This is a genomic window from Streptomyces sp. bgisy027, assembly GCF_057710365.1.
In genome coordinates, this window is the sequence record NZ_JBYIVZ010000009.1 from 71,925 (window position 1) to 89,709 (window position 17,785).

Genomic DNA, 17,785 nt, shown 5'->3' on the forward strand with positions numbered 1-17,785 from the left:
CCGCGCCTGTCCCGCGGTCCTCAAGACCCGAGCGTCAGCCGGGGCTTGGGGGCGTCGGTGCGTCCGGTCCGGGGTCGGCGGCTGCCCGCCCGGTACGGGGTCGGCCAGACGACGCCCGGACCGTCGTAGCCCTGCTCGGCCGCCGCGTGCAGGGTCCAGTTCGGGTCGTAGAGGTGGGGGCGGGCGAGGGCGCACAGGTCCGTGCGGCCCGCCAGGATGAGGGAGTTGACGTCGTCCCAGGACGAGATGGCGCCGACCGCGATCACCGGCAGGCCGGTGCTGTGGCGGATCCGGTCCGCGAACGGCGTCTGGTACGACCGCCCGAACTCCGGCCGCTCGTCGGCCACGACCTGCCCGGTCGACACGTCGATGGCGTCGGCGCCGTGCGCGGCGAAGGCGCGGGCGATCTCCACGGCGTCGTCGGCGTCGGTGCCGCCCTCAGCCCAGTCGGTGGCGGAGATACGGACGGTCATGGGCCGCTCCTCGGGCCATACGCTCCGTACCGCGTCGAAGACCTCCAGCGGGAAGCGGAGTCGTCTCTCCAGGGTGCCGCCGTAGGCGTCGGTGCGCCGGTTGGTGAGCGGGGAGAGGAAGCCGGAGAGCAGATAGCCGTGCGCGCAGTGCAGTTCGAGGAGGTCGAAGCCGGCGCGGGCGGCGCGCCAGGCGGCGGACGCGAACTGCTCGCGGATGTCGGTGAGCTGGGAGCGGCTGAGCTCGCGCGGGGTCTGGCTGTCCGGCTTGTAGGGGATCGGGGACGCGGCCACGAGCGGCCAGTTGCCCTCGTCCAGCGGCTCGTCCATGCCCTCCCACATCAGCTTGGTCGAGCCCTTGCGCCCGCTGTGGCCGAGCTGCACCCCGATCGCGGTGCCGGGTGCCCGGGTGTGCACGAACTGGACGACGCGCTTCCAGGAGTCGGCCTGTCTGCCGGTGTACAGGCCGGTGCAGCCGGGGGTGATGCGTCCCTCGGGGCTGACGCACACCATCTCGGTCATCACCAGGCCGGCGCCGCCGAGGGCGCGGGAGCCGAGGTGGACGAGGTGGAAGTCGCCGGGGACGCCGTCCGTGGCCGAGTACATGTCCATGGGGGACACGACGACCCGGTTGCGCAGGGTCAGGCCGCGCAGCCGGAACGGGGTGAACATCGGCGGTGTGCCGGCGGGGCAGCCGAAGTCGCGCTCCACGGCCCCGGTGAAGCCGGCGTCGCGCAGGCGCAGGTTGTCGTGGGTGACGCGGCGGCTGCGGGTGAGCAGGTTGAAGGCGAACTGCAGGGGCGGCTGGTCGAGGTGGAGCGCGAGGTTCTCGAACCACTCCAGGCTGGCCCGGGCCGCCCGCTGGGTGGAGGCGACGACGGGTTTGCGCTCCTCCTCGTAGGCAGCCAACGCCCGCTCCGGGGAGGGCTGTTCCTCCAGACAGGCGGCCAGCGCGAGGGCGTCCTCGACGGCGAGCTTGGTGCCCGAGCCGATGGAGAAGTGGGCGGTGTGGGCGGCGTCGCCGAGCAGGACGACGTTGCCGTGCGACCAGTGCTCGTTGACGACCGTGCGGAAGGTGGTCCAGGCCGATTTGTTGGACGTCAGCGGCCGTCCGCGCAGGGCGTCCGCGAAGATCTTGGCGCAGCGGTCGACGGACCCCTGTTCGTCGAGTTCCGCGAACCCGGCGGCCCGCCAGACCTCTTCCCGCATCTCGACGATCACCGTGGAGGCGTCGGCCGCGTACGGGTAGCCGTGCAGCTGCATCACGCCGTGCTCGGTCTCGGCGATCTCGAAGCGGAAGGCGTCGAAGGCGAAGTCCGCGGCTAGCCAGATGTAGCGGCAGTGGTGGGTGGCCACATGTGGGCGGAACACATGGGTGTAGGCCTCGCGGGTGGCGCTGTTCACCCCGTCGGCGGCGATGACCAGGTCGTACGTGTCCGCGAGCCGGGCCGGGTCAAGGGCCTCGGTGCGGAAGCGGAGCTCCACGCCGAGGTCGCGGCAGCGGGCGTGCAGGATCTCCAGGAGGCGGCGCCTGCCGAGGGCCGCGAATCCGTGGCCGCCGGAGGTGTGCCGGGTTCCTCGGTGCACGATGTCGATGTCGTCCCACCGCACGAAGTCCTGCTGCATCGCCCCGTAGACCACCGGATCGGCGTGTTCGATGCCGCCGAGGGTCTCGTCGGAGAGGACGACGCCGAAGCCGAAGGTGTCGTCGGGGGCGTTGCGTTCCCAGACGGTGATCTCGCGGGCGGGGTCGAGGCGTTTGAGCAACGCCGCGGCGTAGAGCCCTCCGGGGCCGCCGCCGATGATTGCGACCCGAAGGGGGTGGCTGGTCTTCGTCGGCGGCTGCGGGCTGCTGGGGGCCGGTCGCGCCCGCGCGGCGGTAGCCGCAGATTCAACACGGCCCCGCGCCCCCGGGGTCGGCCCGGTCCCCTCGGTCGAGAGCATGCCCTACCTCCCCTGCCACTTCGGCGGGCGCTTCTCCGTGAAGGACGCGTGGAACTCCGCGTAGTCCTCGCCGTTCATCAGCAGGGCCTGCGTCGAGGCGTCCATTTCAACGGCCGCCGCGAGCGGCATGTCCAGCTCGGCCGTCAGCAGCGCCTTCGTCTGGGCGTACGCGAGGGCCGGGCCGTCGGCCAGGCGGCGGGCGAGGGCCGCCGCGGCAGCGTCCGCGCCGCCTTCCTCCGTCAGCTCGCTGATGAGGCCGATCCGCTCGGCCTCGGGGGCCCGGACCGGTTCGCCCAGCATCAGCAGCCGGGTCGCGTGGCCGAGGCCCACGACCCTGGGCAGCAGATACGCGGCGCCCATGTCGCCGCCGGACAGGCCGACCCGGGTGAAGAGGAACGCGAAGCGTGCGGTGGGGTCGGCGACCCGGAAGTCGGCCGCGAGCGCGAGTACGGCACCGGCCCCCGCCGCCACGCCGTGCACGGCGGCGATCACCGGGAACGGGCACTCCCGGATCGCCCGCACGGTCTGCCCGGTCATGCGGTTGAAGTCGAGGAGCTGGGCGGTGTCCATGGCGAGGGTCGCGCCGATGATCTCGTCGACGTCGCCGCCGGAGCAGAAGCCGCGGCCCTCGCCGGCCAGCACCAGGGCCCTGACCGCCTTCTCCCGGGACAGCTCCGCGAGCAGATCGCGCAGGTCGGCGTAGGCGCCGAAGGTGAGCGCGTTGAGTTTCTCGGGGCGGGCGAGGGTGACGGTGACGACCCCGTCGGTGTGCTCGACCCGCAGGTGTTTCCAGTCGGGGGTGCGGGCGGCGGAGCCGGTGAAGGGACTCATGACGTGCGGCCTCCTCGGGCGGACGGCGGGCACTGGCTCAGTGAGCTCTGCCCTCCGAGCTCTTCCCTTCGAAGTTATCACCCAACTTTGACTGTCGTCACGAGTGCGCGATAGCCGGAGTGCCGTGACCTGACGGCGTCACATCCGTCACGGCTGGGCGACACCCGCGTAACGGCGGCATCCGCCGTGCGCGGCCGACCGTGCATCTGGGTAAGCCGCATGTCAGTCGGGGCCGCCGGTCCCGAGCGACGCCCGACGAGCGGCCTCGCCGGGTGGCGCCGTACCCTTCACAAGGTTGAAAGCAGGACAGCCTGCTCATGAACGGACCCGCCTTGCACGATCGCTCCCCCGCCTCCGCCTCATGGCGCATCGCGCTGCCGCACACCACTGCGGCCGTGCCTGTCGCACGCGCACTGGTCCGTGCGGCGCTGGCGGAGCTGGAGCATGCCGCGGACAGTGACACGGCGGAGCTGCTCACGGCGGAGCTGGTCGCGAACGCCGTGGAACACACCGCGGGAAGCGGCCCGATAGAGCTCGTGGTGGAGCTGCTGCCGTCCGGTTGCCAGGTCGAGGTGCACGACCCGGACCCGGCCCCGCCGGGCAACCTGACCCACCCCGCCCGGGGTGAGCCCGACCCCTGGCAGGAGCACGGACGCGGTCTGCTCCTGATCCGCACCCTCAGCTCGTCCTGCGGTCACCGCCCGGCGGGCTCCGGCAAGGCGGTGTGGTTCAGACTGCCGGTCGTACCGGCCCGGCGCCGCCCGCTGTGAAACAGAGGCGGCGGCGCCGGGCGGCTAGCGCCCGAGCGTGGCCACCAGGACGGCCTTGATCGTGTGCATCCGGTTCTCCGCCTCGTCGAAGACCACCGAGTGCTCCGACTCGAAGACCTCGTCCGTGACCTCCAGGGACTGAAGACCGTACTGCTCGAAGATCTCCTGGCCGACCTTCGTGCCGAGGTCGTGGAAGGCGGGCAGGCAGTGCAGGAACTTGACCTTGGGGTTCCCGGTGGCGCGCAGGACGTCCGTGGTCACCGCGTAGGGGCCGAGCGCGGCGATCCGCTCGGCCCAGACCTCCTTGGGCTCCCCCATGGAGACCCATACGTCGGTCGCGACGAAGTCGGCGCCACGGACACCGTCGGCGACGTCCTCGGTCAGCGTGATGACGGCGCCGCTGTCCTCGGCCAGCTTCCGGGCCCGGGCCACGACGCCGTCGCTGGGCCAGTACTCCTCGGGCGCGACGATGCGTACGTCCATGCCGAGCAGCGCGCCGGTGATCAGGTACGAGTTGCCCATGTTGAAGCGGGCGTCGCCGAGATAGGCGAAGGCGATCTCCTTGAGCGGCTTGTCCGAGTGCTCGGTCATGGTGAGCACGTCGGCGAGCATCTGGGTGGGGTGCCAGTCGTCGGTCAGTCCGTTGTAGACGGGCACGCCCGAGTACACCGCCAGGTCCTCCACCTTCGCCTGGCTGTCCCCGCGGTATTCGATGGCGTCGTACATCCGGCCGAGCACGCGCGCGGTGTCCTTCACGGACTCCTTGTGCCCGATCTGCGAGCCGGACGGGTCCAGGTACGTCGTGCAGGCGCCCTGGTCCGCGGCCGCGACCTCGAACGCGCAGCGCGTGCGCGTCGAGGTCTTCTCGAAGATCAGCGCGATGTTCCTGCCCCGCAGGTACTGCATCTCGACGCCGGCCTTCTTGGCGGCCTTCAGCTCGGCGGCCAGCTCGATCAGCCCCAGGAACTCCTCCTCGGTGAGGTCGAGCTCCTTGAGGAAGTGGCGGCCGGCGAGGGCGTTCGGGACAGTCGCCATGGGGGGGCGCTCCAGAGGTACGTGAACAAGGCCCTGGAAGTCTATACGACGATAGGCATTTCTATACGGCCGGTTTCGCGGGCCTCCGCGCGGGGGTCCACGCGGGCCTCCGTACGGCGCTAAACCGCCGCGCGCTCGACCGGACAGCTCATGCATCGCGGCCCCCCTCTCCCCCGGCCCAGCTCGCTGCCCGGGATCTCGATCACCTCGATGCCCTGCTTGCGCAGATGCGTGTTGGTGGTGGAGTTGCGTTCATAGGCGACCACGACACCCGGCTCGACGGCCAGCACGTTGCAGCCGTCGTCCCACTGCTCGCGCTCGGCGGAGTGGACGTCCTGGGTCGCGGTGAGGACGCGGATCTCGCTGAGCCCGAGGGCGGCGGCGATCGCGCGGTGCATGTGCTCCGGCGGATGGTCGGTGACCTTGAGCTCCTTCTCACCGGTGCCCGGTTCGATGGTGTACGAGCGGAGCATGCCGAGCCCGGCGTACTGGGTGAAGACGTCACCGTCGACCATCGTCATCACGGTGTCGAGGTGCATCAGCGCACGCTTCTTGGGCATGTCGAGGGCGACGATCGTGTGCGCCGAGCCGGCGGCGAACAGCTTGTGGGCGAGCATCTCGACCGCCTGCGGAGTGGTCCGCTCGCTCATGCCGATGAGCACCGCGCCGTTGCCGATCACCAGGACGTCGCCGCCCTCGATGGTGGAGGGGAAGTCGGCCTGCCCCTCGGACCAGACGTTGAACCTCTCGTCACGGAACAGCGGATGGTGCCGGTAGATCGCCTCGAAGTGCACGGTCTCGCGCTGCCGGGCGGGCCAGCGCATGGCGTTGACGGAGACACCGTCGTAGATCCATGCCGAGGTGTCCCGGGTGAAGAGGTGGTTGGGCAGGGGCGCGAGCAGGAAGTCGTCGAGCTCCATGACGTGGAAGCGCACGGAGGTCGGCTCCAGGTGCGTCTCCAGGAACTCCCGCTTGGTCATGCCGCCGACGAGCGCCTCGGCGAGTTCGGGCGCCGACAGGCTTTCGAAGGCCGCACGGAGGTGGTCGGTGGCGAGCACCCCGTACTCCTTCTCGTCGAAGACCCGGTCCAGGACGAGCTCGCGGGCCGCCGGGATCTCCAGGGCCTCGGTGAGCAGGTCGCCGAACAGGTGGACGGTGACCCCGCGGTCACGCAGCACGTCGGCGAAACCGTCGTGCTCGGCGCGCGCCCGGCGCACCCACAGCACGTCGTCGAAGAGCAGGGCGTCCTTGTTGCTGGGGGTGAGCCTTTTGAGCTCGAGGTCGGGCCGGTGCAGTATGACGCGGCGCAGCCGCCCGGCCTCGGAGTCGACATGGAATCCCATGTCTCCATCCTGACCATCGCGGGGCCGATTCACCCCCCGCTTGCCGCCATCTTCTTTTCGTCCTCTTGACGACAAGCAGGCCGGAGGATTATCGTCCACATGACGAAAAAGAGGGGGGCTTCATGGCCGACATCACCCGGCGCCTGGGCTGGCGCCATCTGCGCGGCGCGCCCACGGCGCACATCCGCCACCACCGCGGCACCCGGCTGCTGCACGACGGCCCCGGACTCAGCTTCTGGTTCCGTGCGCTGACCGCCGCGATCTCCGAGGTCCCGGTCGACGACCGGGAACTGGCGATGACCTTCCACGCCCGCACCTCCGACTTCCAGGACGTGGCCGTCCAGGCGACGGTCACCTACCGGATCAGCGACCCGGCCGTGGCCGCCGCCCGCCTCGACTTCTCGATCGACCCGGACTCGGGGGCCTGGCGTGCCGCGCCGCTGGAGCAACTCGGCACCCTGCTCACCGAGACGGCACAGCAGCACGCGCTGGACGTCCTGTCCCGTACCCCGCTGTCGGCGGCACTGGTCGACGGTGTGACGGCCGTACGGGAGCGGATCGCACAGGGCCTCGCCTCAGAGCCGCGGCTTCCCGCGACCGGCATCGAGGTGGTCGCCGTCCGTGTCGTGGCACTGCGGCCGGAACCGGAGGTGGAGCGGGCCCTGCGCACGCCGGCCCGGGAGCAGATCCAGCAGGAGGCGGACCGGGCGACGTACGAACGCCGGGCGGTCGCGGTCGAGCGGGAGCGGGCCATCGCCGAGAACGAACTGGCCAGCCAGATCGAACTCGCCCGCCGCGAGGAGCAGTTGGTGGACCAGCGCGGCACGAACGCGCGGCGCGAGGCCGAGGAGCACGCGGCGGCCGACGCGGTCAGGGCCGAGGCGGAGGCGGCCCGTACGGTACGGCTCGCGGACGCGGAGGCGGCACGCACGGTACGACTGGCCGAAGCGGAGGCCACTCGCTCCGTACGGCTGGCGAAGGCCGAGGCCGAGGGTGCGCGTGAGGTCGGCGAGGCGCGGGCGCAGGCCCAGGCGGCCTGGCTGCGGGTGCACGGTGACGTGGACGTGGCGACGCTGAACGCCCTGACCGGGACCCGACTGGCGGAGAACCTGCCGCGGATCGACAGCGTGACGATCTCGCCGGACGTCCTGACCGGGCTGCTCACCAGGCTGGGAACACGGGAATGAGCCTCGCCCCGCGAGTCGTCCTCGTCCATCGCACCACGGAGTACGAGGAGTTGGTGGCCCGGCACGGCACCCACGGCCAGGCCGCCTTCTTCCTCGCCTCCCGGGGCCGGGACATCGAGGAGGTCGCCGAACGCCATCGCCGGGCACGCCGGGCCCTGACGGAGGTGACCGCCGCGATCCCGCTGACCTGGCGTCAGAGCCGGGTGGAGCGGGCCGACCTGGACCGGTTCCTGTTCGGTCCCGAGGACGTGGTGGTCGTGGTCGGGCAGGACGGCCTGGTCGCCAACGTGGCCAAGTACCTCGCCGGGCAGCCGGTGCTGGGCATCGACGCCGACCCCGGCCGCAACCCGGGCGTCCTGGTGCGGCACCGTCCCGCGGACGCCGCCGGATTGTTCGCGGCCACGCAATCCGCAAGGGGCGACGTCGACGAACTCACCATGGTCGAGGCCGTCGCCGACGACACACAGCGTCTGGTGGCGCTCAACGAGATCTACCTGGGAGCCGTCGGTCACCAGACGGCCAGATACCGCCTGGGCCTGGAGGACGACGGGGGTGTCGTCGAGGCCCAGGCCTCGTCCGGGGTGCTGATCGGCACCGGGACGGGGGCGACCGGCTGGATCCGGTCGGTGTGGCAGGAGCGGGGAGGGCGGCTGCCGCTGCCCTCCCCCACCGAGGAACGCCTGCTGTGGTTCGTCCGGGAGGCCTGGCCCTCCCCGGCCACCGGTACGGCACTGGTGGCCGGGGAACTCGCCGCCGCGAGCAGTCTGCGCCTGACCGTCGAGTCCGAGCGGCTGGTGGCCTTCGGGGACGGCATGGAGACGGACGCGGTCGAGCTGACCTGGGGGCAGACGGTCCGGGTCGGTGTGTGCCCGGACCGTCTGCGGCTCGTCAACTGACGGTCACAGCCGCGGGTCCACCGGCTCCGACTCCAGCGCCAGCACCCCGAACACCGCCTCGTGCACCCGCCACAGCGGCTCGCCCTCCGCCAGCCGGTCCAGTGCCTCCAGGCCCAGTGCGTACTCCCGGATGGCGAGGGACCGCTTGTGGTTGAGGAACCGCTTGCGCAGCCGGTCCAGGTGGTCCGGGCGCGTGTACTCCGGGCCGTAGATGATCCGCAGGTACTCGCGGCCCCGGCACTTGATGCCGGGCTGCACCAGACGGCCCTCACCGCTGCGCACGACCGCGCCGAGCGGCTTGACGACCATGCCCTCGCCGCCGCGGCCGGTCATCTCCAGCCACCAGTCGACGCCCGCCCGGACCGACTCCGGGTCACCGGTGTCGACGTACAGGCGCCGGGTGGTCTGGAGCAGGCCGCTGCCGTCGTGCTCCACCAGCCGGTCGAGGAGCGCGAGCTGCTCGTCGTGCGGGAGCCCGGTGAGGCTGCGGCCCTGGACCGCCAGGACCTGGAAGGGGGCGAGGCGTACGCCGTCGAGGCCGTCCGTGGTCCAGCAGTAGCGGCGGTACGCCTCCGTGAACGCGGCGGCGTCCGAGGCCCGTTCGCGCTGGCGCGCCAGCAGGTCCGACACGTCGACACCCCGCCCGGACGCACTCTCCAGCGCGGCGACCGCGCCGGGGAACACCGCTCCGGAGGCGGCGCCGACCGCCGCGTACTGCGAGCGCAGCAGACCCGACGCCTTCAGCGACCACGGCATCAGCTCGGCGTCCAACAGCAGCCAGTCCGTCTCCAGTTCCTCCCACAGGCCGGCCTCGCCGATCGCCGCACGAAGGCGGTCGAGGATCGTCTCGGTCACCGACTCGTCGTCGAAGAACGGGCGGCCGGTACGGGTGTAGAGGGAACCGGTGGGGCCGTCCACGCCGAACCTCCCGCGCGCCGCCTCCGCGTCCCGGCACACCAGGGCCACGGCCCGCGAACCCATGTGCTTCTCCTCGCACACGACCCGCTCGACGCCGTCCGCCGCGTACTGCGCGAAGGCCTCGGCCGGGTGCTCCAGGTAGCCCTCGACGTGCGAGGTCGCCGTCGGCGCCATGGTCGGCGGGAGGTACGGCAGCAGCCGCGGGTCCACCGCGAAGCGGCTCATGACCTCCAGGGCCGCCGCCGCGTTCTCCTCACGGATCGAGACACGGCCCTGGTGCCGGGTCTCCACGACCCGGCGCCCGTGCACGTCCGCCAGATCGAGCGGGCGGCCGTCGTGCCCACCGGGCGCCTCGGTCCGCAGCGGCTTCGCCGGCTCGTACCAGACCTGCTCCGCCGGTACGTCGACGAGCTCGCGCTCCGGCCAGCGCAGCGCGGTCAGCCTGCCGCCGAAGACGGCGCCGGTGTCCAGGCAGATGGTGTTGTTCAGCCACGTGGCGTCCGGCACCGGAGTGTGGCCGTACACCACGGCCGCGCGACCCCGGTAGTCCTCCGCCCACGGGTAGCGCACCGGCAGCCCGAACTCGTCGGTCTCCCCGGTGGTGTCGCCGTACAGCGCGTGCGAGCGCACCCGCCCCGACGTGCGGCCGTGGTACTTCTCCGGCAGACCGGCGTGGCAGACCACCAGCCTGCCGCCGTCGAGGACGTAGTGGCTGACGAGCCCGTCGATGAACTCCCGCACCTCGGCGCGGAACTCCTCGCTCTCGGTCTCCATCTGCTCGATGGTCTCGGCGAGTCCATGGGTGTGCTGGACGTTGCGGCCCTTGAGATAGCGGCCGTACTTGTTCTCGTGGTTGCCCGGCACGCACAGCGCGTTGCCCGACTTCACCATCGACATCACGCGCCGCAGCACACCGGGGCTGTCCGGGCCGCGGTCGACGAGGTCGCCGACGAAGACGGCGGTACGGCCGTCCGGGTGCACGCCGTCGAGGTAGCCCAGCTTGCCGAGCAGCGCCTCCAGTTCGGACGCGCAGCCGTGGATGTCGCCGACGATGTCGAAGGGGCCGGTGAGGTGGGTGAGGTCGTTGAAGCGCTTCTCGGTGACGACGGTGGCGTTCTCCACGTCCTCCACGCCGCGCAGCACGTGGACCTTGCGGAAGCCCTCGCGCTCCAGGTGCCTGATCGAGCGGCGCAGTTCGCGGATGTGGCGCTGGATGACCCGGCGCGGCATGTCGGCCCGGTCGGTGCGGGCCGCGTTGCGCTCGGCGCACACCTCCTCGGGGACGTCGAGCACGATGGCTATCGGCAGCACGTCGTACTGCCGCGCGAGCTCGATCAGCTGCCGGCGCGAGTCCTGCTGCACGCTGGTGGCGTCGACGACCGTACGGCGGCCGGCCGCCAGGCGCTTGCCCGCGATGTAGTGCAGGACGTCGAAGGCGTCCCGAGTGGCGCTCTGGTCGTTCTCGTCGTCGGAGACCAGGCCGCGGCAGAAGTCGGAGGAGATCACCTCGGTGGGCTTGAAGTGCCGCCGGGCGAAGGTGGACTTGCCGGAGCCGGAGGCGCCGACGAGGACCACGAGGGAAAGGTCGGTGGCGGGCAGGACACGCCCGTTCGTCGCCCTGTTCATGCGGCCTTCGCCTCCTTCTCCTCGGTCACGTTCATGACGAATACAGCCATCTGCGTGGGCGGCCCGACCTCGGGGTCGTCGAGCCCCACGGGCACGAACTCCACCTCGTACCCGTGCCGTTCGGCGACCGCCCGCGCCCACGAGCGGAACTCCTCGCGCGTCCACTCGAACCGGTGGTCGCCATGCCGGACGTGACCGGCCGGGAGGGACTCCCAGCGGACGTTGTACTCGACGTTCGGGGTCGTCACCAGGACGGTCCTCGGGCGGGCGGCGCCGAACACCGCGTACTCCAGGGCGGGCAGCCGCGGCAGGTCGAGGTGCTCGACGACCTCGCTGAGCACGGCGGCGTCGTAGCCCTTGAGGCGGTTGTCCGTGTAGGCGAGGGAGCTCTGGAAGAGCTTCACGCGCGAGGCCTGCCGCTCGCCCATCCGGTCCAGCTTCAGCCGCCGCCCGGCGATGGTGAGCGCCCGCATCGACACGTCCACGCCCACGATCTCGGTGAACGCCGGGTCCTTGAGCAGGGCCTGCACCAACTGGCCCTGGCCGCAGCCGAGGTCGAGCACGCGCGCGGCGCCGGACGCCCTCAGCGTGGCCAGGATCGCGTCCCGGCGCTGCACGGCGAGCGGGGTCGGCTTCTCCTCCGCCTCCGTCTCGGCCTCGACGGCGTTGTCGATGTCCTCGACCTCGCTGTCGTCGGCCTCCGCGAGCCGCACCAGCTCCAGCCGCTCCATCGCCTCGCGGGTCAGCGACCAGCGGCGCGAGAGGTACCGGCTGGTGATCAGCTTCTGCTCCGGGTGGTCCGGCAGCCAGCCCTCACCGGCGCGCAGCAGCTTGTCGACCTCGTCGGAGGCGACCCAGTAGTGCTTGGCGTCGTCGAGGACGGGGAGCAGCACATAGAGGTGCCGCAGGGCCTCGGCGAGGGTCAGCGCCCGCGACTCCAGGACGAGCCGGACGTAGCGCGAGTCACCCCACTCGGGGAACTGCACGTCCAGCGGCACGGGCTCGACGGTCACGGCCCAGCCGAGCGGCTCGAAGAGCCGGCGTACGAGCTCCGGGCCGCCCCGGGCCGGCAGCGAGGGCACCTCGATGCGCAGCGGCAGCGGCTCGGCGGCGCGCTCGGGACGGGCGTTGCACACACCCCGCATCGCGCTGGAGAACACGGCGCTCAGCGCCACGGCCAGCAGCGAGGAGGCCGCGTAGGGGCGGTCGTTGACGTACTGCGCGAGCGCCGCGTCCGGGGCGCCGCCGCGGCCCTTGCCCTTGCCGCGCCGTACCAGCGCCACCGCGTCGACCTCCAGGAGCAGCGCGGCCGTGCAGCGTTGATCGTCCGCCTCGGGGTACAGCACGTGAGCCGTTCCGTAGGAGGTGGAGAACCGCTGTGCCTTCTCGGGATGCTTGTGCAGCAGGAAGCCGAGATCGGTCGCGGGGCGTTCGGGGGTCCCGGTGGTGGCGATGGTCAGGAACACGGTGGTGGGCCTTCGGATAGGTTCTGCGCTGCGCCGGTGCGCAGCCTGTACAACCTACCGAGCACGAACCGGAACCACCTGCGGTTTTCCTCCCGTCCTGCCGACACCCGCGGCCCAGCCGGACACTGGCCGGTCCGGTCCTCACCTCGGCCGAGCACAACGCCGACCCGGACACCGCCCTGGAGGCCCTGACGTCACTGGGCGGACCCGCGCTCGCACCGGACCACCTGAACCGGCTGACCACCCCGGCCGAAGGCGACCGCCGGGTGGTGAACTGCGGCCTGGAGCACCAGATCATCCGCGCCGGGGAACGCCTGCGCATCCGGGCGAGGGCCACGCTGCCGGCACCGGGCGGGCCGGCGGAGCCGAGGTGATCGACCGCCGTGCCGTAGCCGACCCGGCCCCGACACACACGCCGGCCGCACACGACGGCCCCCGAGGACGTACTCCCCGGGGGCCGCGAGTGCGGAGTTACGACAGCTGGGACTGGACCTGGGAGGAGATCAGTTCCAGATGGTCCAGGTCGGTCAGGTCGAGGACCTGGAGGTAGACGCGCTGCGAGCCCGCCTCCTGGTAGCGGCCGATCTTCTCGACGACCTCCTCGGGGGAGCCGGCGAGCCCGTTGGCCTTCAGTTCGGCGACCTCGCGGCCGATCGCGGCGGCGCGGCGGGCGACCTCCTGGTCGTCCTTGCCCACGCACACCACCAGGGCGTTGGAGTAGACGAGGTCGTCGCCCTTGCGGCCGGCCTCCTCGGCGGCGGCCCGCACCCGCCCGAACTGCCGCTCGCTGTCCTCGATCGAGGCGAACGGCATGTTGAACTCGTCGGCGTACTTGCCGGCCAGCCGCGGCGTACGGGTGGCGCCGTGGCCGCCGATCAGCACCGGAATCCTGTCCTGCGCGGGCTTGGGCAGGGCGGGCGAGTCGGTGAGGTCGTAGTAGGAGCCGTGGAAGTCGAAGGTCGCGCCGGCCTCGGTCGACCACAGCCCCGTGACGATGGCGAGCTGCTCCTCCAGCCGCGCGAACTTCTCCTTCGGGAACGGGATGCCGTACGCCTTGTGCTCCTCCTCGAACCAGCCCGCGCCGAGGCCGAGTTCGACACGGCCGCCGGACATCTGGTCGACCTGGGCGACCTGGATGGCGAGCACGCCGGGGAGCCGGAAGGTACCGGCGGTCATCAGGGTGCCGAGACGGATCCGCTCGGTCTCACGGGCGAGGCCGGCGAGCGTGATCCATGCGTCGGTGGGCCCGGGCAGACCGTCCCCGGAACCCATCTTCAAGTAGTGGTCGGACCGGAAGAAGGCATCAAATCCGAGATCCTCGGTGGCCTTCGCCACGGTGAGCAAGGTCTCGTAGGTCGCCCCCTGCTGGGGCTCGGTGAAGATGCGAAGATCCATGACTCCATCCTGCACGCCGGGGCACCTGTCGACCGCACCGGTCCCCCTGGCCCCCGCAAACCCGGTCGGGTGAATTCCGTCAACGCCGAAGACGACGTCAGCCCAGGCCAGTGACCGCCCCCGACGGTGATCGTTGGCTCGGTCGGAGCCGGACCGCCCGGCCCTCGCCCCGGCCGGTCGGAGCCGGAGCGTCACCGTGTCGGCCCACTGCCACTGGGGGGGCCGGAGGCCCGAGGAGGCCGTGATGTCCGAGGAATTCGCGCCACAGCAGAGCGATGGGAGCGGCCGGCCGAAAGGGCTGCTCCAGCAGATGGAGGAGCTGATGGCGGCGCTCAACGCGGACCTGTCCGATTTGGAAAAAGAAGCGGGTTTTTCGTCCATGGAATCAAAGGCGGATCACCCCAGGTAGACGTGCCGTATACCGATACGGCGAGGCCCCGGGGACACCCGGCAGGCTGCCAGGAATCGATGGCGCTCCGTGCGAGCCGCCATGGATCCACAGACGGCCAGGTTAGAGGGGCAGTCGGCGAAAGCTGCCTGCCGGTTCCCGAATCCCAACTGCTCTGTGGCGGAGACTTGCCGCGTCAACCCGGCTCTGTGTTAGGTGGTCGGCGTGACTGAGAACAACTCCGTCTCTGCCGCGACGGAATACCGCCCCACGATCAGTGTTGATCAGTTCAACCGGCTCTGTGAAACGATGCTCCGGGCACACCTGGGAGTCACAGCAGAGCACGAATTGCGCGAAGATCAGCAACCGCGACAGCCGCACCGTGACCTGGCCCTTCAGGTACTCCAGACGCTCGGACTCAGCCTGCGGGTGGACAACCCACAGGAGTTGAAGAAGGCCCTCGTCTCTAGCCACCTGTACTGACCAGAAGCCCCGGCTACCCGCCGGGGCTTCGTCTTATTCATTCCCGCCACGGCAGGATGACCCGGGTCAGCGCCCCGTCACGCGGCCGGTTGCGCAGCTCCGGCGGCCACGTGGCGATTGCCTCCGCGTCCGGGTCGGACACCTTGGGCTCCACGACTGCCCGGGAGACGGCCGGGGCACGCTGCGGGCGGGACAGGCGCCGGTACTCCGCCGTCAGCCGCTGCGCCTCCGCTGCCGCGCCGGGGGCCGACGGGTCCCGGGAGATCTCCCGCAGCAGCCGCTTGATCTCCTTGCGCCTGTCACTCATCCTCGTCCTCCAGGTCTCCGAACTCCTCAATGAACTTGTCGAGTTGGGCCAGCACGTTATCCACGCTGTCCCGCTCCCGCTTGAACGGCTCAGGCTCCGGCCGGGCGGCCGACGGGCCGGGAGGCAAGGCAAGCTGAGGCACGGGGGCCTCGCGGCGCGCGCCGGGGTCGCCGCCGTCGGCGGAGCGCAGGTGCCACCCGGCCGGCTCCAGGGCGTAGGAGGTGAGCCGGCCACGGAAGGTGCCGTCGACCTCCACGGCGTCCAGCGCGATGGCAACCCGCTGCGCGACGACGGCCCGGTGCTCAAGGCGAACGAACAGCTCGTGCGCATCTCGGAGTCGTGGCCGCAAGCTGTTCGGCCTGGACGCGCCGGAGCAGCTCCAGGTCTCCCTGGAGCGCCGGGACGAGGCCGATGCGGCCCTCATCGCCGAAGCGCTGCTCAAGGTGATCCCGGAGGCTGGTCCCGGCGGCCCTTGTCGATGATCTCGTGGACCGTGGAGACGGCCAGGCCGAACCGCTCGGCTATCCGCCGTTCGGTCAGGCCGCCGACCTTGAGCTGATAGATCTCGGCGTCCCGGACGGCACGAGCCTCCCGGTCCCGGTCGAGCTGCGGGGGTCGGGTCATGTCCTGTCTCCCCCGCCGGGACAAGCTGTCGCCGGCGGCGGGGACACACGTCAGCCCGGAGCCGGACCGTTCTACTGCGGCGGAACCTCATCGAGGGCTGTGCCCTTCTTGCGGTGCTTCTCCGGCAAGCGCACCACCTTCAGGCCCAGTTGATGGGCACGCAGACGCATCCCGAAATCATCGGTCAGCACCCGTGCACCAGTGGCCTGGTGAAGGTTGTCCAGGTCGGCAGCGCAGCGCAGCATCGACAAGTCCGCATCCCCACCACGATCGTCGGTGTCGACCCACACCTCCAGCGTGGCGCCGCCACGCAGGCGCACGGGCTCCCCAGGCTGGCTGCCCTTGAGCACATGCTCCAGGTAGCGGATGGCCGTGGCGGCCTTCCGCGCGAGGTCCCCCTGGCCGTATTTCTGCTTGTCCAGTTCATCGATCACCCGCAGCGGTACGACAACCCGCGTGTCGGGGATCCTCTCGCCCTGATCCCTAAAGATGTCGCGCCAGAGAATGTCGCCGGGCTGCTGCCAGTGGTTGAGCATGTTGGTGTCGTAGACGACCGGCAGACCCGGCCGGGCTACGAGCTTCTTCAAAGCCTCCAGATCGGCTCGCGCCTTCTCCAGAGCCTGCACCTGATTCTCGATCTCAGTCGAGAGCGCCTGATTCCGGGCGCGTTGAGCACGCGCCACGTTGCTGGCCACCGCCCGGTCTGAGGTCACCCCGATTTCGGCGTTGGCTCAGGCGACCGCGAGCAGGTTCCAGTAGGCCGTGGAGTGGAGACCGGCAGCGATATCCGGGACGGCGATCGCCTGCTTGAGCGTGGGGTACGTGTCATGGACTGCATCGGTGTAGGCGCGGTACATTTCTTGTGCGCCTCGCGCATTGCCCTACGTTGCCTCCGCTCGGCGGAGCACGTCATCGGCGTAGTCCAGGGTGATCCCCAGGTTCAATCTCATACGAAGATCCTTGCAGAGCTGAAGCTTGCTGCCGAGCGAAATACGACGGAACAAGGCTGTTGATCAGCTCATGCGCAGCGTCATCCAGAGCGTCGCGGACTGTCCATCCGCTGGTGTCAACCCGTCTTCAGTGGGACTGTCAGCGCGTGTCAGTCAGCTGTCAGTCAGCCGCTGACAAGTGCTCCGGCCTAGGACCTCTCCTGGCGATCACGCGGCTGACGTCAGTCTCTGTGTCAGCCCAGCGTCTGGCACTGGATCCGACCTGGGAATTACTCGATTCGCTTAATCGGCCGGCAGCGGGCCTCAGACGTTGAGTGCCCGGCGCGCGTCTGCGATGAGCCGGTGCGCGTCGGCCCCGTACACCGCTGACTCCCGCAGCGTGTTCCACGTGCGGAGATACGTGCTGACGCTGGCCTCGTCCTCCACCCACAGTTCGGAGTGCCAGGTCTCCACGATCACGCGGGCGTCGTCGTAGACCCAGAAGGCCGTGGCGGGCGGGATCTTGAGCGAGGCGCTGAGGGGGACGATGCCCAGCTCCACCGTGTCCAGGCCGACGGCACCGGACAGCCGGTCAAGCTGTGCGGCGAGCACGGACGGCGGGCAGATGAGGGAGCGCAGTGCCGCCTCCCACAGGAGCAGGTGGAAGTGCTTGGTCGGGTCGTACAGCGCCTCCTGCCGCTTGATGCGGGAGCGCACGGCCTCCTCGGTGTCCCGGGGCGACTGCTGGAGTTCGGCGTACCGGGTGAAGATCGACCGGGCGTAGTCGGGGGTCTGGAGGATGCCGAAGATGATGGACGACTCCCACCCCCGGAACACCGAGGCGTCACCGTGTGCGGCAAGGTGCGTGTCCTGCACGGGCTTGTGCCCCGAGGCAAGCTGACGCCGCCACGAGCGGATGTGCGACTCGAACCCCCTGAGCCGGGCAAGGAGTTCGTCGTACGCGTCCGGCTGGCCGGTCCCCTCAGCCCACGCGCGGAGGTCGTCGGGCGTCGCGGTCTGCTTGCCGTTCTCCAGCTTGGAGACCTTGGGCTGAGGCCAGCCGAGCAGCCGGGCGAGGGCGGAACCGGTGAGCCGACCGTCCGGGGCCGACAGTCGCAGCTCACGCAGCCGCACCCCGAGCGCTTCGCGCGCCTGCTGGTAGTCGGTGGTCAC

General features: G+C 70.8%; 18 protein-coding genes. 5 read left to right on the top strand and 13 right to left on the bottom strand.

Going from position 1 to position 17,785, the window contains the following annotated elements; translation table 11 throughout:
• Window positions 1-20 precede the first annotated feature (20 nt).
• Entirely contained in the window at window positions 21-2,414 is a 2,394-nt protein-coding gene (locus tag AC3ETA_RS11835) for a bifunctional salicylyl-CoA 5-hydroxylase/oxidoreductase (RefSeq protein WP_432192797.1), read from the bottom strand.
• 3 nt (window positions 2,415-2,417) lie between these two features.
• Window positions 2,418-3,245 carry an enoyl-CoA hydratase family protein gene (locus AC3ETA_RS11840; RefSeq protein ID WP_432192798.1) on the bottom strand — a complete coding sequence of 276 codons (828 nt, stop codon included), beginning with the start codon at window positions 3,243-3,245 and terminating at the stop codon, window positions 2,418-2,420.
• A gap of 317 nt (window positions 3,246-3,562) precedes the next feature.
• Between AC3ETA_RS11840 and AC3ETA_RS11845 the strand changes: the two genes are divergently transcribed.
• Window positions 3,563-4,015, top strand: coding sequence for an ATP-binding protein (locus tag AC3ETA_RS11845; RefSeq protein WP_432192799.1), 453 nt, complete (start codon window positions 3,563-3,565; stop codon window positions 4,013-4,015).
• 24 nt (window positions 4,016-4,039) lie between these two features.
• Here the strand turns inward: AC3ETA_RS11845 and argF are convergent, their stop codons facing one another.
• Entirely contained in the window at window positions 4,040-5,050 is a 1,011-nt protein-coding gene (gene argF / locus AC3ETA_RS11850) for an ornithine carbamoyltransferase (RefSeq protein ID WP_432192800.1), read from the bottom strand.
• 119 nt (window positions 5,051-5,169) lie between these two features.
• Complete coding sequence (locus AC3ETA_RS11855) at window positions 5,170-6,393, bottom strand: arginine deiminase (RefSeq protein ID WP_432192801.1); 1,224 nt, start codon at window positions 6,391-6,393, stop codon at window positions 5,170-5,172.
• Between the two features lie 122 nt (window positions 6,394-6,515).
• On the opposite strand from AC3ETA_RS11855, the gene AC3ETA_RS11860 reads away from it, so the two are divergent.
• Both AC3ETA_RS11860 and AC3ETA_RS11865 read left to right on the top strand, forming a co-directional pair.
• Window positions 6,516-7,580, top strand: a complete 1,065-nt coding sequence (locus tag AC3ETA_RS11860; RefSeq protein ID WP_432192802.1) for an SPFH domain-containing protein — start codon at window positions 6,516-6,518, stop codon at window positions 7,578-7,580.
• On the top strand, window positions 7,577-8,476 hold the full coding sequence (locus AC3ETA_RS11865) for an NAD(+)/NADH kinase (RefSeq protein ID WP_432192803.1): 900 nt from the start codon (window positions 7,577-7,579) through the stop codon (window positions 8,474-8,476). Before AC3ETA_RS11860 ends, AC3ETA_RS11865 begins: the two co-directional genes overlap by 4 nt.
• A gap of 3 nt (window positions 8,477-8,479) precedes the next feature.
• On the opposite strand, the gene AC3ETA_RS11870 is transcribed toward AC3ETA_RS11865, so the two are convergent.
• The 3 genes from AC3ETA_RS11870 to AC3ETA_RS11880 all read right to left on the bottom strand — a co-directional run bounded on the left by AC3ETA_RS11870 (window position 8,480) and on the right by AC3ETA_RS11880 (window position 13,881).
• Window positions 8,480-11,020 (bottom strand): polynucleotide kinase-phosphatase, encoded by a 2,541-nt coding sequence (locus tag AC3ETA_RS11870; RefSeq protein WP_432192804.1) that lies wholly within the window; start codon window positions 11,018-11,020, stop codon window positions 8,480-8,482.
• The gene (locus AC3ETA_RS11875; RefSeq protein WP_432192805.1) at window positions 11,017-12,486 is read right to left on the bottom strand and encodes a 3' terminal RNA ribose 2'-O-methyltransferase Hen1; all 1,470 of its coding nucleotides are present in this window, start codon (window positions 12,484-12,486) and stop codon (window positions 11,017-11,019) included. Before AC3ETA_RS11875 ends, AC3ETA_RS11870 begins: the two co-directional genes overlap by 4 nt.
• Before the next feature lie 471 nt (window positions 12,487-12,957).
• Window positions 12,958-13,881, bottom strand: a complete 924-nt coding sequence (locus AC3ETA_RS11880) for an LLM class F420-dependent oxidoreductase (protein ID WP_432192806.1) — start codon at window positions 13,879-13,881, stop codon at window positions 12,958-12,960.
• Between the two features lie 244 nt (window positions 13,882-14,125).
• On the opposite strand from AC3ETA_RS11880, the gene AC3ETA_RS11885 reads away from it, so the two are divergent.
• The gene (locus tag AC3ETA_RS11885; protein ID WP_432192807.1) at window positions 14,126-14,290 is read left to right on the top strand and encodes a hypothetical protein; all 165 of its coding nucleotides are present in this window, start codon (window positions 14,126-14,128) and stop codon (window positions 14,288-14,290) included.
• Window positions 14,291-14,494: 204 nt separating this feature from the next.
• Window positions 14,495-14,752, top strand: a complete 258-nt coding sequence (locus AC3ETA_RS11890) for a hypothetical protein (protein WP_432192808.1) — start codon at window positions 14,495-14,497, stop codon at window positions 14,750-14,752.
• Window positions 14,753-14,789: 37 nt separating this feature from the next.
• Here the strand turns inward: AC3ETA_RS11890 and AC3ETA_RS11895 are convergent, their stop codons facing one another.
• The 6 genes from AC3ETA_RS11895 to AC3ETA_RS11920 form a co-directional block, all read right to left on the bottom strand.
• On the bottom strand, window positions 14,790-15,059 hold the full coding sequence (locus AC3ETA_RS11895; RefSeq protein ID WP_432192809.1) for a hypothetical protein: 270 nt from the start codon (window positions 15,057-15,059) through the stop codon (window positions 14,790-14,792).
• Complete coding sequence (locus AC3ETA_RS11900; RefSeq protein WP_432192810.1) at window positions 15,052-15,408, bottom strand: hypothetical protein; 357 nt, start codon at window positions 15,406-15,408, stop codon at window positions 15,052-15,054. The genes AC3ETA_RS11895 and AC3ETA_RS11900 overlap by 8 nt, the downstream gene beginning before the upstream one ends.
• An 89-nt stretch (window positions 15,409-15,497) precedes the next feature.
• The gene (locus AC3ETA_RS11905; protein ID WP_432192811.1) at window positions 15,498-15,683 is read right to left on the bottom strand and encodes a helix-turn-helix domain-containing protein; all 186 of its coding nucleotides are present in this window, start codon (window positions 15,681-15,683) and stop codon (window positions 15,498-15,500) included.
• Window positions 15,684-15,754: 71 nt separating this feature from the next.
• Window positions 15,755-16,378 (bottom strand): PIN domain-containing protein, encoded by a 624-nt coding sequence (locus tag AC3ETA_RS11910; protein ID WP_432192812.1) that lies wholly within the window; start codon window positions 16,376-16,378, stop codon window positions 15,755-15,757.
• Between the two features lie 36 nt (window positions 16,379-16,414).
• Window positions 16,415-16,540, bottom strand: coding sequence for a hypothetical protein (locus AC3ETA_RS11915; protein WP_432192813.1), 126 nt, complete (start codon window positions 16,538-16,540; stop codon window positions 16,415-16,417).
• A 396-nt stretch (window positions 16,541-16,936) separates the two neighbouring features.
• Window positions 16,937-17,785 (bottom strand): helix-turn-helix domain-containing protein, encoded by an 849-nt coding sequence (locus tag AC3ETA_RS11920; RefSeq protein ID WP_432192814.1) that lies wholly within the window; start codon window positions 17,783-17,785, stop codon window positions 16,937-16,939.

Coding starts and splice junctions, on each gene's coding strand:
- AC3ETA_RS11835 (WP_432192797.1), bottom strand. CDS start 2,414: ATGCTCTCGACCGAGGGGACCGGGCCGACCCCGGGGGCGCGGGGCCGT.
- AC3ETA_RS11840 (WP_432192798.1), bottom strand. CDS start 3,245: ATGAGTCCCTTCACCGGCTCCGCCGCCCGCACCCCCGACTGGAAACAC.
- AC3ETA_RS11845 (WP_432192799.1), top strand. CDS start 3,563: ATGAACGGACCCGCCTTGCACGATCGCTCCCCCGCCTCCGCCTCATGG.
- argF (WP_432192800.1), bottom strand. CDS start 5,050: ATGGCGACTGTCCCGAACGCCCTCGCCGGCCGCCACTTCCTCAAGGAG.
- AC3ETA_RS11855 (WP_432192801.1), bottom strand. CDS start 6,393: ATGGGATTCCATGTCGACTCCGAGGCCGGGCGGCTGCGCCGCGTCATA.
- AC3ETA_RS11860 (WP_432192802.1), top strand. CDS start 6,516: ATGGCCGACATCACCCGGCGCCTGGGCTGGCGCCATCTGCGCGGCGCG.
- AC3ETA_RS11865 (WP_432192803.1), top strand. CDS start 7,577: ATGAGCCTCGCCCCGCGAGTCGTCCTCGTCCATCGCACCACGGAGTAC.
- AC3ETA_RS11870 (WP_432192804.1), bottom strand. CDS start 11,020: ATGAACAGGGCGACGAACGGGCGTGTCCTGCCCGCCACCGACCTTTCC.
- AC3ETA_RS11880 (WP_432192806.1), bottom strand. CDS start 13,881: ATGGATCTTCGCATCTTCACCGAGCCCCAGCAGGGGGCGACCTACGAG.
- AC3ETA_RS11885 (WP_432192807.1), top strand. CDS start 14,126: ATGTCCGAGGAATTCGCGCCACAGCAGAGCGATGGGAGCGGCCGGCCG.
- AC3ETA_RS11895 (WP_432192809.1), bottom strand. CDS start 15,059: ATGAGTGACAGGCGCAAGGAGATCAAGCGGCTGCTGCGGGAGATCTCC.
- AC3ETA_RS11905 (WP_432192811.1), bottom strand. CDS start 15,683: ATGACCCGACCCCCGCAGCTCGACCGGGACCGGGAGGCTCGTGCCGTC.
- AC3ETA_RS11915 (WP_432192813.1), bottom strand. CDS start 16,540: ATGTACCGCGCCTACACCGATGCAGTCCATGACACGTACCCCACGCTC.